11 protein-coding genes are annotated in these 12,863 nt (G+C 73.6%); 4 read left to right on the top strand and 7 right to left on the bottom strand.

Features of this window, described 5'->3' with window-relative positions; all coding sequences use genetic code 11:
• Positions 1-38 precede the first annotated feature (38 nt).
• Both ABT299_RS00605 and ABT299_RS00600 read left to right on the top strand, forming a co-directional pair.
• Positions 39-680: a TetR/AcrR family transcriptional regulator gene (locus tag ABT299_RS00605; protein ID WP_500249276.1), complete on the top strand. Its 642-nt coding sequence runs from the start codon at positions 39-41 to the stop codon at positions 678-680.
• Between the two features lie 170 nt (positions 681-850).
• Positions 851-1,336, top strand: a complete 486-nt coding sequence (locus ABT299_RS00600; RefSeq protein ID WP_500249275.1) for a flavin reductase family protein — start codon at positions 851-853, stop codon at positions 1,334-1,336.
• A gap of 9 nt (positions 1,337-1,345) precedes the next feature.
• Here ABT299_RS00600 and ABT299_RS00595 read toward each other — a convergent pair whose 3' ends face one another.
• From ABT299_RS00595 to ABT299_RS00565, 7 genes are all read right to left on the bottom strand, one after another.
• On the bottom strand, positions 1,346-2,920 hold the full coding sequence (locus ABT299_RS00595; protein ID WP_500249274.1) for a SpoIIE family protein phosphatase: 1,575 nt from the start codon (positions 2,918-2,920) through the stop codon (positions 1,346-1,348).
• Positions 2,910-4,652: an ATP-binding protein gene (locus ABT299_RS00590; protein WP_500249273.1), complete on the bottom strand. Its 1,743-nt coding sequence runs from the start codon at positions 4,650-4,652 to the stop codon at positions 2,910-2,912. The genes ABT299_RS00595 and ABT299_RS00590 overlap by 11 nt, the downstream gene beginning before the upstream one ends.
• Positions 4,649-5,698 (bottom strand): ATP-binding protein, encoded by a 1,050-nt coding sequence (locus ABT299_RS00585; protein WP_500249272.1) that lies wholly within the window; start codon positions 5,696-5,698, stop codon positions 4,649-4,651. Before ABT299_RS00585 ends, ABT299_RS00590 begins: the two co-directional genes overlap by 4 nt.
• The gene (locus ABT299_RS00580) at positions 5,686-6,093 is read right to left on the bottom strand and encodes an ATP-binding protein (protein ID WP_190851870.1); all 408 of its coding nucleotides are present in this window, start codon (positions 6,091-6,093) and stop codon (positions 5,686-5,688) included. Before ABT299_RS00580 ends, ABT299_RS00585 begins: the two co-directional genes overlap by 13 nt.
• Positions 6,090-6,476, bottom strand: coding sequence for an STAS domain-containing protein (locus ABT299_RS00575; protein WP_190851872.1), 387 nt, complete (start codon positions 6,474-6,476; stop codon positions 6,090-6,092). The genes ABT299_RS00580 and ABT299_RS00575 overlap by 4 nt, the downstream gene beginning before the upstream one ends.
• Positions 6,476-7,285: an STAS domain-containing protein gene (locus ABT299_RS00570; RefSeq protein ID WP_347256507.1), complete on the bottom strand. Its 810-nt coding sequence runs from the start codon at positions 7,283-7,285 to the stop codon at positions 6,476-6,478. Before ABT299_RS00570 ends, ABT299_RS00575 begins: the two co-directional genes overlap by 1 nt.
• A gap of 225 nt (positions 7,286-7,510) precedes the next feature.
• Positions 7,511-7,870: an anti-sigma factor antagonist gene (locus ABT299_RS00565; RefSeq protein ID WP_190851876.1), complete on the bottom strand. Its 360-nt coding sequence runs from the start codon at positions 7,868-7,870 to the stop codon at positions 7,511-7,513.
• 354 nt (positions 7,871-8,224) lie between these two features.
• Between ABT299_RS00565 and ABT299_RS00560 the strand changes: the two genes are divergently transcribed.
• Entirely contained in the window at positions 8,225-12,415 is a 4,191-nt protein-coding gene (locus tag ABT299_RS00560; RefSeq protein ID WP_500249271.1) for a SpoIIE family protein phosphatase, read from the top strand.
• Positions 12,412-12,723, top strand: a complete 312-nt coding sequence (locus tag ABT299_RS00555; protein ID WP_500249270.1) for an STAS domain-containing protein — start codon at positions 12,412-12,414, stop codon at positions 12,721-12,723. Before ABT299_RS00560 ends, ABT299_RS00555 begins: the two co-directional genes overlap by 4 nt.
• The last annotated feature ends 140 nt before the right edge of the window (positions 12,724-12,863 follow it).

The raw sequence follows: 12,863 nt of genomic DNA, 5'->3' as shown, positions 1-12,863 counted from the left end.
TTCGTTCCGGAACGGAACGTAACCCTTATACTGCCCTCATGGCCACCCCGACAAGCCGGTCCGCAGGCCCGCCCGCCCCCGCCGCCGGCGGGCGCCCTCGCGACGCCCGCATCGACGACGCGGTCCGGCGCGCGGTCGTCGAGATCCTCAACGAGGCCGGATACAGCGGCCTGACGATGGAGGCGGCCGCGGCGCGCGCCGGCACCACGAAGCCCGCCATCCGCCGCCGCTGGCGTTCCCGCCAGCACCTCGTCGTCGACGCCCTGGCCACCACCGTCGGCACCGCGCCCACGCCGGACACCGGCTGCACCCATTGCGATCTCGTCGCCGGGATCAGCACGCTCAGCGAGGCCTTCACCACCGCCCTCGGCCGCAGGGCGCTGCCCGCGCTCGTCGCCGACCTCGCGGGCGACCCCGCGCTCGAACGGCACTTCTTCGAGCTCTTCTTCCACCCGCGCCGGGCGACCACCGCCGCCGCGCTCCGCCGCGGCATCGACCGTGGCGACCTGCGGCCGGACATCGACATCGATCTCCTGCTGGACATGCTCGCCTCGACGACCTACTACCGGGTCCTCTTCGGGCATCTGCCCGTCACGCCCGACCTCGCCGAAGACGTCGTGGCCGTGATCCTGTCCGGCGTCACCACCGACCAATGGCGCGGCCGCCACCCGTCCGGCTGAGCCGGGCGGCGGAACATTCGGCGGCGCAGGTCCGGTCCCGTTCGTACCGGCTGCACCACCCGGTCGTCGGCCCCCTGACGCTGCACGGCGAACGCCTCGCCCATCACACCGTTGTCGGTGGCGGCAGTCTTCGCGTCATGCGCGTTCGGACCCGGACATAGGCTTGTGCGGTGGACGCCGATGAGTTCGTCGCAGGGTTCGACTACCCGATGTTCGTGGTGACCACCGTCGATCCCGGCACGGGCGCGCGTGCGGGCTGCCTGGTCGGGTTCGCCACGCAGACCAGCATCGAACCCTTCCGGTTCCTGGTGTGCATTTCCCGCCGCAACCGCACGTACCGGGTGGCCCGGGAGGCGACGGTGCTGGCCGTGCACGTCCTCGACGAGGAGCAGCAGGACCTGGCGGCCCTGTTCGGAGAGCGGACGGGCGACGAGGTCGACAAGTTCGCCCGCTGCTCGTGGCGGCCCGGGCCCGAAGGCGTCCCCCTGCTCACCGCCGCCCGCCGCCACCTGGTCGGCCGCGTCCTGGAGCGCACCGAACTCGGCGATCACGTCGGCTTCCTGCTCGACCCCGTGGACGTGCAGGCCGGGGCGGAGACCGCGCCGCTCACCTTCCGCTCCCTGCCCGCCATGGACCCCGGGCACGAGAGCGGGTGACCCGCCCGGTCAGCGCGCCCGGCGCAGGGCGATGAAGGCGACGTCATCCTCGCGGGGACCGAACTCGGAGATCACCCGGTCGCTGAACTCCTCGAGGTCGTCGTCCACGTCGGCCGCGACGGAGGCGAGCCGTTCGAGGTTGTCGGACAGCGAGATGCCGCGGTCCTCGATGAGGCCGTCGGTGATGAGGACGACGGTGCCCCCCGGCGGCACCACGACCTCCTCGCTCCCGACGCTCTCGACGGGGAAACCGAGCAGGATGCCGCCTCCCTTGCCGTACCGGGCCCCGTCCTCGTCGATGTAGAGCGGTGCCAGGTGCCCCGCGTTGGCCACATGCAGGGCGCCCGTGCGGGGATCGAGCGTCATCAGGCACATCGTCGCGGTCTCGTTGTCGTGGTACCGCTGCAGGACCCGGCTGAGGAGCCCGAGGATGGTGATGGCGTCGTGGCCCTCGTCGGCGAAGGCGCGCAGCGCGTGGCGGATCTCGGCCATCACGGTGGCCGCGTGCAGCGAGTGCCCCTGGACGTCGCCGATGGCGACGAGCACATGGTCGCCCTGCTCCAGCACCTCGTAGAAGTCGCCGCCGACCTCGGCCTGGTCGCTGGCCGGCTCGTAGCGGACCGCGAACGTCCAGCCCGGGATGACGGGGTGGGTCTCGGGCAGCAGGCTCCGCTGCAGGGTCAGCGAGATGAGGTGCTCCTCGCTGTAGGACCGCATCGCCTCCATCGCCAGGGCGAGCGTCTGCCCGAGCTGGCGGAGCAGGTTGGTGTCGTCCTCGTCCATCGCGTCCGGCGCCTGGAGCGCGATGCAGATCGGCGGGCGGCCCGTCTTCACCAGCGACATCACCACCACGACGTCGCCTTCGGCGGCGGTGTCGGGAAGCGCCGCCCGCCAGTCGGCCGCGGGGATCCGCACGACCTCCGTCCCCGTGCCCTCCCGGAGCCCGGTGCGCCGCGCGAGCCGGTCGAACAGGCCGGCGGGGAAGTCCCGGTGCCAGGGGTCGCCGTCGAGGCACACGGTCCGCCGGGGCCGCCGGTGCGGAGGCATGATGAACACCGCCGTCGGCGTTCCGAAGACCTCGAAGGCGCCGCACGCCGCCACCTCCGCGAGCCCGTCGAAGCTCTCCGCCGCGTTGATGGCCAGGGACGTCCTGGTGAACGCCGCGAGCCGCTCGGCCGTCCGCTCGGCCTTCCGGCGCGCCCGGGAGTAGCGGAGCACGGCGTCGACGGTGGCGATGAACTCGCCTGGGTCGATCGGGTCGACCATGTAGGCGTCCGCCCCCTGCCGCAGGCCGTGGGTGCGGTCGGTGACGTCGACCGCCGACGCCGAGATGTGGATGACGGGCAGCGACGCGGTCCGCGGCGCCGCCTTGATCCGCTCGCAGACCTCGATCCCGCTCATGTCCGGCAGGCGGACGTCCAGGATCACCAGGTCCACCTGGTGCGCGGCGAGCCGCTCCCAGGTCTGCGCGGCCGTCGACGCCTCCACCACGGTGTGCCCGGCGCGCCGCAGCCAGCTGCCGATGATGTAGCGCTTGGTGTCGATGTCGTCGACGACCAGGGTGGTGCAGTGGTCAGCGGTCATGGGCGTCCTCCCTGACGCGCGCCCTCCGCGCCCGCGCCCGCAGCACGGCGTCGGCCAGCATCTCGGGGCCGAGGCGGTCCTTGCCGAGTTCCGCGTCGGCCCGTTCCGGACGGGCTCCCGGCACGTTCGCCGTGTCGATCGAGGTGAGCAGGACCACGGCGGTGCCGTCCGGCAGCCCGTCCAGCGGCGGGACGTCCCCGGCGCCGCAGAGGCGGGCGTCCAGCAGGACCAGGTCTGGGGGAGCGGAGGCGACCGCGGCGGAGGCGGACCGGACGTCGGCGGCCTCGCCGACCCGCGCGGCCGCGTCCTCGACGAGTCCGCGCAGGACCCGGCGGGCGGCCTCCTCGCCGTCGACGATCAGGACGCGGCCGAGCGCCAGTTCCCGCAGGGACCGGTGCGGGGGCAGCCGCAGCGTCACCGTGGTGCCCCGCCCCGGCGTGCTCTCCAGCCGCAGCTCGCCGCCGAGGAGCCGGGCGAGCTTGCGCGCGTACGGCAGCCCCAGCCCCGTCCCGCCCCGGCGGTTGCCCGGGACCTGGTAGAACTCCTCGAAGACCCGCTCCTGGTCCTGAGGGGCGATCCCGATGCCGGTGTCGGTCACGCTGAACTCCACGTGGGCGGGCGCGGCGTCGACGGTGAGGCGGACTTCGCCCTCGGCGGTGAAGGTCAGCGCGTTGGCCAGCAGGTTGCGCAGGATCCGGGTCAGCATCACCTCGTCGGTGACCAGGACGGGCGGGGCGAGCCGGTCGTCCACGGTCAGCGTGAGCGCGGCCTCCTCGGCCATCGGCGCCAGCAGCTCCCGCAGCCGCGCGAGGACGCCCGGGACGCGCACGGGGGCGGGCTGCGGTTCGAGCTTCCCGCGCTCCGCCTTGGCCATGTCCAGCAGCTCGTCGACCAGGGCGACGAGGATGTCGCTGGTGTCGGCGATCAGGGAGATCTGGTGCCGCTGCTCTTCGGTCAGCGGGTCTGCGGCCGGGTCCAGCAGGAGCCGGGCCAGGCCGATGATGCCGTTCACGGGGGTGCGCAGCTCGTGGCTGACGGTGGCCCAGAACCGGTTCTTGGCCTCTCCGGCCTCGCGGAGCTGGTCGGACTTCTCCTCCAGCTCGGCGTACAGCGCGACGACCCCCCGGTTGGTCTTCTCCAGCTCCTCCGATAGCTCGTTGTACAGCGCCATCACGCCGCGGTTGGTCTCTTCCAGCTCGGCGTTCAGCGCGCGCAGTTCCTCGCGCTGCGACCGCACCTCCTCCAGTGCCTGGACGAGCTCGGCGTTCTGCGTGCGCAGCTCGTCCAGGACCGAGACCGGCGCCAGGCGCACCAGTTGCTCGCGCAGGTCCGCCACGGCGGCCTCGGAGGCCGGCGCCGAGGGCGCGGGCAGGTCCTTGCGGATCCTGACCAGCAGGCGGTCGGCGCCGTCCTCCTGCTCCACCCGGTCCACCAGGCGGGCGGCGGCCGCTGTCCCCGGGGTGAAGCGGTCCGCGCCGGGCCGGGGCCGGAGGCTCAGCTCGACCAGCAGGCCGGGCCGCGTCCCCTGGTCGAGCAGGAACACGACCAGCACCCGCCCGGCGTGCGCGAACAGGTCCCGGCCGACCTCGCTGAGCGCGGTGGCCACCCGGACCTGGTCCTGCGGGTCCAGCCCGACGGCGCCGGCCACCCGCCGGCCCGCCCGGCGGACGGCGAACACGCCCTCCTCGTCCGCGATCTCGACGCGGAGCAGGTCGACGATCACCGGGGTCACCGGCCGTCCCGCGGGACGACCGCGAGGACGCACCGGTCGTCGCGGCGGACCCCGGCGTCGCGCATCAGGGCCCCGGCGACCAGCAGCGGGTCGTGGCCGGACGGATCGGGCTGCAGGGCGGCGTCCCACCGGTCGGTGAGCCCGTCGGAGTGCAGCACCACGGCCGCCCCGGCGGGCAGGTCGTAGACGTGCTCGCGGAACGTCCTGGCCTGCGCCCCGGCGATGCCCGGCACGGAGATCATGCCGTGCCGGCGGCCGGCGCCGACCGTCCACGCGGCGACGTTGCCGAGCCCCGCGAAACGCACCTGCCGGGCCGCCGGGTCCACGGCCGCGACGGCGACCGCGCCGCCGCGGGTCGAGGAGAGGCTCCGGTGGACGTGCCGCAGGATCTCCGCCGGCCGCGCCGGCAGCGCCATCCTCCGCACCGCTTCGACCGCTTCCCGCGAGGCCCGCGCCGCCAGCGGCCCGTGCCCCAGGCCGTCGCAGAGCATGGCGTAGACCACCCCCGCCTCGGCTCGGACGGCGTAGGCGTCCCCGCACTCCTGCTCGCCGTCGATCGGCCTGGTCAGCCCGCAGAACACCGGTTCCGGTGCGGCATCCTCACCGGGCTGGTGGAAGCGGGCGAACAGGACCGTGCCGTGGCCCGGCACCGAATGCAGCCCGCTGCGATCGGCGAGCCTCTCGATCGCTCCGAGCCCGAGGCCCAGCGTGCCGCTGGTGGAGTAGCCGTCCACCCGCGAACCGGGCACGTCGGCCATGCCCGGGCCCCTGTCCACGCTGAGCAGTTCGAGCTCGGCGGACGCCCCGTTCCGGGCGATCCGCGCCATCATCTCGCCCTCGCGGGCGTGTTTGATCAGGTTGGTGGCCATCTCGGTCGCGGCCAGCTGGACCTGGCCGAGCCGCTCGCCGGTGAAGCCGAGCCGTTCGGCGAGCACGGTCGCCCGGCGCCGCGCGCCCGCGGCGGCGCTGCGCTCCTCGACCCGCATCCACAGCACGTCGCCCGCCGCGGCGCCGCCCTCCCGGCCCCCGCCGGTCAACGCGCCCACTTGACCACCGTGACGGTCGTACCCCGGCCCGCCTCGGTGTCCAGCTCGAACTCGTCGGCGAGCTTGCGCGCGCCGGACAGCCCCAGCCCGAGCCCGCTCCCGCTCGTCCAGCCGTCGGTGAGGGCCAGGTCCACGTCGGGGATGCCCGGCCCCTCGTCGCGGAACGTGATCCGGATGCCGGCCCGCCCGCCCGGGCTCGCGACCTGCTCGATGCTCACCGCACCGCCCCCGCCGTAGACGAGGGTGTTGCGGGCCAGCTCGCTCGCCGCGGTGACGATCTTCGTCTGGTCGACCAGGGACATGCCCGCCGCGGAGGCCGCGACGCGCACCAGTTGCCGCACCCGCACCACGTCGTCGTTGGAGCGCAGCGGCGCCTCCTCCCCGGAGGTCGTCACCGGCCGTCCAGGGCGCCGGCGCCGATGGCCGGCAGCGGCGCGCCCAGCAGCCGCATGCCCTGCTCCAGGTCCAGGGCGGTGCGGATGCCGCCCAGGGACAGCCCCAGCTCGACGAGCGTGATCGCCACGGCGGGGCGCATGCCCACCACGACCGTCTCGGCGTCCATCAGCCGCGACATCGCGGCGATGGTGGCGAACATCCGGCCGATGAAGGAGTCGACGATGTCCACCGCGGTGATGTCGATGATCACTCCGCGCGCCCGGGTCGCGACGATGCGCTCGGCGAGGTCCTCCTGCAGCGCGAGCACCGTCTGGTCCTGCAGGTCCACCTGGATGGACACCAGCAGGACCGCACCGATCTTGAGAATCGGCACCCGCTCCATCAGGCGCTCTCCCCGCCGACGACGCGGATGCCCTTGCGGTCCAGCGCGTACTCCAGCGCGTCGGCGAGCGTGGCCTTGGTGACGATGTCGCCGAACTCGATGCCGAGGGCGACGATCGTCTGCGCGATCTGCGGGCGGATGCCCGACACCACGCAGTGGGTGCCCATCAGCCGCGCCGCCATCACCGTCTTCAGCAGGTGCTGCGCGACCTCGGTGTCCACCGCGGGCACCCCGGTGATGTCGATGACGGCGTACTGCGAGCCGGTGTCGACCAGCATCTGCAGCAGCGTCTCCATCACCACCTGGGTGCGGGCGGAGTCCAGGGTCCCGACCAGGGGGACGCCGAGGATGCCGTCCCACAGCTTCACCACCGGCGTGGACAGCTCCAGCAGCTGCTCGGCCTGGTCGGCGATCACCTGCTCGCGCGTGGCGGCGTAGGTCTCGAAGGTCAGGAGCCCGAGGTCGTCGATGAACGAGGAGAACCTGATGAACTCGCCGTAGGCGGCGGTGTCGCCGGCGGCCTCGACGTGCTCGTGCACGGCCTGCTTGAGGGAGAAGACGCTGATCGCGGTCTCCGCCGGGCTGAAGCCCTGCCGGGCCCGGTTGCGCGACATCTCGGCCAGGGCGGCCTGCAGCTCGCCGCCGCCCGACCCGTCCCCGTCGGCGACGGCCGCCTCGACGAGCCCGTAGAGCTCGGTCAGCTCCGTGCGCAGCTCGCGCTCGGTGATCCGGCCTCGGACACCCTCCGTGGCCACCCGGACCCACCGCTCGAGCACGCCCTCCCGCTCCGACCGCAGTAGTCCTGCCACGTGTTCCACCGAACCACCCTTCACCAGGCGCGCTCCCATCACTGCATCAACTGGTCCAACAGGGGACGAGCTGCACAGTACCGGCCAGTACGAATATTTGCCATCCGGCAACTATGTGGCCGGTATCGCATAGGCGCGACGACCCTGGGTCGTTACTCAGCGTGATGAGGCGCCGCGAGCCGACGCCTCCGGTGGCGCCGGTGCCTTCGGTGGGTGTCGGCCGCGTCAGGGACGGCGCAGCGCCTCGACGGCCTCGTCTGGGTCGGGATAGAACGAGAAGGCCTGATCGAGTCCGAGGATCCGGAACATCTGGAGGAGGTCGGGGTTCAGTCCCGCGAACAGGATCCGGCTCTCCGCCGCCTGGGCGCGGCGGTAGCCGGCGACGAGCACGGTGACGCCCGTGGAGTCGCAATAGGCCAGCCCCGACAGGTCGAGGACGACGCCGCCGCCCGCCGCGAACGTCACCGACTCCAGTGCCTCGCGCAAGCGGGGGGAGGTGTGGAAGTCGAGGTCCCCCGCGACGCGCAGAACGGGGTGCTCCGACCCCTCGGCGGGAAGGGTGACGGTGAGGCCTTGCTTGGTCACCGAGGGGGCTCCTCTGCGGACGGTGCTGGGCGTGCGGACGCGAGGAAGGCCGGTGGTGTACTGGCGCCAGAACTCGGGACCTGTTCCGTGAGCAGTGTATGGATATTCGCCGGCAGACCGTCCACCCCCCGTACAGTCCGGAGCGGGCAGGGGAGAGCGGCCGGGTTCCGCCGACTCGCCCACCGCGATCCGGATCGACCTCGCGTTAGTTCGGTAAACGACACCGCTTTACCCTATTTTTGGGGTACTTATCACTGGGGCTGCGACCGTGATGGACGGCGCGAGGCGCACGGGGCGCCGCGCCTCGGGCAAGCGGGGGAACCGCGGCGGTTCATTCGAGCGGGAGAGGACGCGGTGACGCTTTCCGGGGGCGCGGGACCCGAGGACTCCGGGCGCGAGGCGCGGTCGGCGCGCGGCTCCGGCGTGTTCTCGGCGGACGGCGAGCTCGGCCGGGACCTCGCCGCGGTCGACTGGGCGGCGACCCCGCTCGGGCCGCCGGACGGCTGGCCGCAGAGCCTGCGGACGGCGATCGACATCCTGCTGTCGTCCCGGTTCTCGATGTGGATGGCCTGGGGGCCGGAGCTCACGTTCTTCTGCAACTCCGCCTACCGGCGCGACACGCTCGGACGCAAGTACCCGTGGGCGCTGGGGCGCCCGGCCCGCGAGGTGTGGGCGGAGATCTGGGACGACATCGGCCCCCGCATCGACAGCGTGCTCAGCACGGGAGGGGCCACCTGGGACGAGGCGCTGCTGCTCTTCCTGGAACGGTCGGGATACCCCGAGGAGACCTACCACACCTTTTCCTACAGCCCCCTGCGCGACGACACGGGGCGTGTGGTCGGGATGCTGTGCGTGGTGAACGAGGAGACCGAGCGCGTCATCGGCGAGCGCCGGATGACGACCCTGCGGAACCTGGGATCGGATCCAAGCGTGGTCCGCACCGAGGAGGAGACGCTCGCCTTTGCGCACCGGCAGCTGGGCCTCAACCGCAAGGACCTCCCCTTCACGCTGACCTACCTGCTCGGCGACGGGACGGCACGGCTCGCGGGGACGGCCGGCATCGACGAGGGGCATCCGGCGGCCCCCGCCGAGATCCCGCTCGACGAGCGGGACGCGGTCTGGCCCGCCGCGGTGCCGGCCCGGGGACGACCGGTGCTGGTGCGGCTCGACGACCACGGTCTCGGGGCGCTGCCGTCCGGCGACTGGACCCGGCCGCCCATCCGGGCGCTGGCGGTTCCGCTGCTGCGGCAGGGGGACGCGCCCTACGGATTCCTCGTGGCCGGGCTGAACCCGTACCGGCCGCTGGACGAGGCGTACCGCGGCTTCGTGGAGCTGGCGGCGGGGCACGTCGCGGCGGGGATCGCCGGCGCCCGCAGCTACCAGGCGCAGCGGCGGCGCGCCGAGGAGCTGGCCGAACTCGATCGCGCGAAGACCGCCTTCTTCTCCAACATCAGCCATGAGTTCCGCACCCCGCTGACCCTGATCATGGGACCCGTGCAGGAGTTGCGCGCCCGGCTGGAAGGCGCCGACGAGCGGGTGCTGCAGGAGCTGGACGCCGTCCACCGCAACGGGCTCCGCCTGGGCAGGCTCGTCAACACCCTGCTGGACTTCTCCCGCATCGAGGCCGGCCGGATGCAGGCGCGCTACGAGCCGGTCGACCTGCCCGCGGTCACCACCGAGCTGGCCAGCGTCTTCCGGTCCGCCGTCGACCGGGCCGGCCTGGACTTCGCCGTGGAGTGCGAGCCGCTTCCCGGGCCGGTCCACGTCGACCGCGACATGTGGGAGAAGGTGATCTTGAACCTGCTCAGCAACGCGCTGAAGTTCACCTTCGAGGGGTCGATCCGGGTCGGGGTGCGCGCGGTGGACGGGAAGGCCGAGGTGACGGTGGCCGACACCGGCGTCGGCGTGCCGGCGGAGGAGATGCCGCGCCTGTTCGAGCGGTTCCACCGCGCCGAGAACGCCCGCTCCCGCTCCAACGAGGGCAGCGGGATCGGCCTGGCCCTCGTCAAGGAGCTCGTCGGCCTGCACGGCGGCACCATCACCGCCGCCGGCCGTGAGGGCGAGGGCACCGCCTTCACCATCCGGCTGCCCTTCGGAACCGCCCACCTGCCCGCCGACGCCGTCGCGCCGCCCGGCCGTCCCAACGCGGTGTCGGGAACCGCCGACCCGTACGTCCAGGAGGCGCTGCGGTGGCTTCCCGCCGAGCCGGACGGCGACGGGGACGGCGTCCCGGCCGGCACGGCGGGCACCGGCCCGGACCCTTCCTCCGCCGCCGCGCCCGGGACGCCGGCGAGGGTGCTCGTCGCCGACGACAACGCCGACATGCGGGACTACCTCACCCGGCTGCTGCGCGGCGCCGGCTACCAGGTCAGCGCGGTCGCCGACGGCCGCGCCGCCCTGGAGGCGGCCCGCGAGGGCGCCTTCGACATGGTGGTCAGCGATGTGATGATGCCCCGCCTCGACGGGCTGGGGCTCGTCGCGGCCCTGCGCGGCGACCGGCGCACCGCGTCGGTGCCGGTCCTGCTGCTGTCGGCCCGCGCCGGGCAGGAGGCGTCGATCGACGGGCTGCGGGCGGGCGCCGACGACTACCTGGTCAAGCCGTTCACCGCCGCCGAACTGCTGGCCCGGGTGCGGGCCAGCGTGGAGCTGGCGCGGCTGCGCGACCACCACGTCCGCTGGCGCACGGCGCTGGTCGACTCGCTGCAGGAGGCGTTCTTCGTCTGCGACGAGGACGGCGCCGTCATCGAGATCAACGCCGCGTTCACCGACCTCCTCGGCTACGGCGCCGCGGGGCTGCCCTATCCGCCGCTGCAGCCCTGGTGGCCGGACGAGAGCACCGATCCCGAGGCGCACCGGCTCGTCGCGGACGCCTTCGCCGACCTGCTCGAAGGGGAGCGGGGCGGCTGCACCGTCCCGGTCACCCACCGCGACGGGCACCGGGTCTGGGTCAGCGCCGCGTTCACCTACGTCCGCGATCCCGAGACCGGGCGGCGCGTGATCGTGGGCACCTTCCGGGACGTCACGGCCGACCAGTACGCCATCCAGCGCGAGAGCGCCCAGGTGGCCCTCGGCATGCGCCTCGCCGAGGCCGTGAGCCTGCCCGACGCGCTGGCCGGCGCGCTGGAGGAGCTGCGGGACCAGTGGCGCGCCGACCGGGCGCTGGCCGTCCTCGTCACCGGCGGCGCCCCCGAACTGATGTCCACCGACGCGGAGCTGACCTGGGAGGCGCTGCCCGAGGAGCGCCGCGCCGAGCTGCTCGCGCTGCGGGAGCACCCGACGCTCACGCCCGTCGCCGAGCACCCCACCGCCATCACCCTCGAACATCCCCGCGGCACCCTCGTCATCTGGCTCGAACTGGGCGAAGGGCGCCCCTTCACCGACCAGGACCGGCTGCTGCTGACCCTCCTGGCGGCGCATCTCGCGCAGGGGCTGTCGCGCGCCCACCAGATCGACCAGCAGCGCGAGACCGCCCTCGCCCTGCAGCGCGCCATCCTCGGCCCGTCCGAACTGCCCGCCGGGTTCGCCGTCCGCTACGAGCCCGCCGCGCAGCCGCTCGAGGTCGGCGGCGACTGGTACGACACCTTCGCCCTTCCCGACGGCCGCATCGGCATCATCGTGGGCGACTGCGTCGGCCGGGGACTGGAGGCGGCCACCGTCATGGGCCAGCTGCGCAGCGCCTGCCGTGCCCTGCTGCTGCAGGACGCCAGCCCCGCGCGGACCCTCACGGCCCTCGACCGGTTCGCCGGAGACGTCCCCGGCGCCCACTGCTCCACCGTCTTCTGCGGCGTCCTCGATCCCGCGACCGGCGCCCTCACCTACTCCAGCGCGGGGCACCCGCCCGCCATCCTCGCGCTGCCCGACGGCACGACCCGGCTGCTGGAGGGCGGCAGGTCCGTCCCGATCGCCGTCTCCCTGGGCGGCGCCCGGTCCGACGCCGAGACGACCATCCCCGCGCGGGCGACCGTCCTGCTGTACACCGACGGGCTCGTGGAACGGCGCCGCAGGTCCCTGACCGAGGGCATCGAACGGGCGGGCCGGGCCGTCCAGGACTTCCGCGAGCACGGGATCGACGATCTCGCCTCCCGGATCATGGCGAGACTCGCCCCGCCGGACGGCTACGACGACGACGTCGCGCTGATGCTGTACCGGCATCCGGCCCCGCTGGACGTGACCTTCCCCGCCGAGTCCTCGCAGCTCGCGCCCATCCGGGACGCGCTGCGCGGCTGGCTCGCCCAGTGCCGGATACCGCGCCGCACCGCCCAGGGCTTCCTGGTCGCCGCCGGAGAGGCCTGCGCGAACGCCGTCGAGCACGGCCGCCCCGGCGCCGGCGCCGACGTGCCCACGATCCGGTTGCGGGCCGAGGCGCTCGTCGACCAGCTCCACCTCACCGTCACCGACACCGGCCGCTGGAAGCCGCCGCGCCCGGGGACGGGCCGCGACCGGGGACGCGGCACCACTCTCATGCGCGCGCTGACGCAGCGGCTCACGATCACGCCCGGGCCCAGCGGCACCACCGTCAAGATGCACACCCGGATTGGCTCATGACCACACCTCTCACGCTCACGACCGTCCACCGGCCGGACGGGACCCCGCTCGTGACGGCCTCCGGCGAGATCGACATGAGCAACAGCGACGCCCTCGCCGACGCCCTGGACGCCGCGCGCCGCGACGGAGGCCGCCTCGTCCTGGACATCACGGCCGTCGAGTACCTCGACAGCGCCGGGCTGAGCGTCCTGTTCGCCCGCGCCGGGCTTCTCGAACTGATCGCCCCGCCGCTCCTGGAGCCCGTGCTGACCGTCTCCGGCCTGCGCGAACTGGCCACCGTGCGCTTCGCGGGCGCGGACGACTCCTGAGACCCCGGGCGCAGGCTCAAGCCCCATGGCCGGGATCGACCGGGCGATGAGCGTCTGCCTGGTCGCCCCGGAGAACTGATTCACGGACGGAACGCGGAGATCATTCACGGAGGTCACCGTGCACCGGCCCGCGCGGCCTG

The organism is Spirillospora sp. NPDC000708, assembly GCF_040299565.1.
In the GTDB taxonomy this organism is placed as follows: Bacteria; Actinomycetota; Actinomycetes; order Streptosporangiales; family Streptosporangiaceae; genus Spirillospora.
This window is presented reverse-complemented; position numbering and strand designations above follow the sequence as displayed.

Excerpts from the sequence above, each read along its gene's own strand:
- ABT299_RS00605 (WP_500249276.1), top strand. The coding sequence starts at position 39 with ATGGCCACCCCGACAAGCCGGTCCGCAGGCCCGCCCGCCCCCGCCGCC.
- ABT299_RS00595 (WP_500249274.1), bottom strand. The coding sequence starts at position 2,920 with ATGACCGCTGACCACTGCACCACCCTGGTCGTCGACGACATCGACACC.
- ABT299_RS00575 (WP_190851872.1), bottom strand. The coding sequence starts at position 6,476 with ATGGAGCGGGTGCCGATTCTCAAGATCGGTGCGGTCCTGCTGGTGTCC.
- ABT299_RS00555 (WP_500249270.1), top strand. The coding sequence starts at position 12,412 with ATGACCACACCTCTCACGCTCACGACCGTCCACCGGCCGGACGGGACC.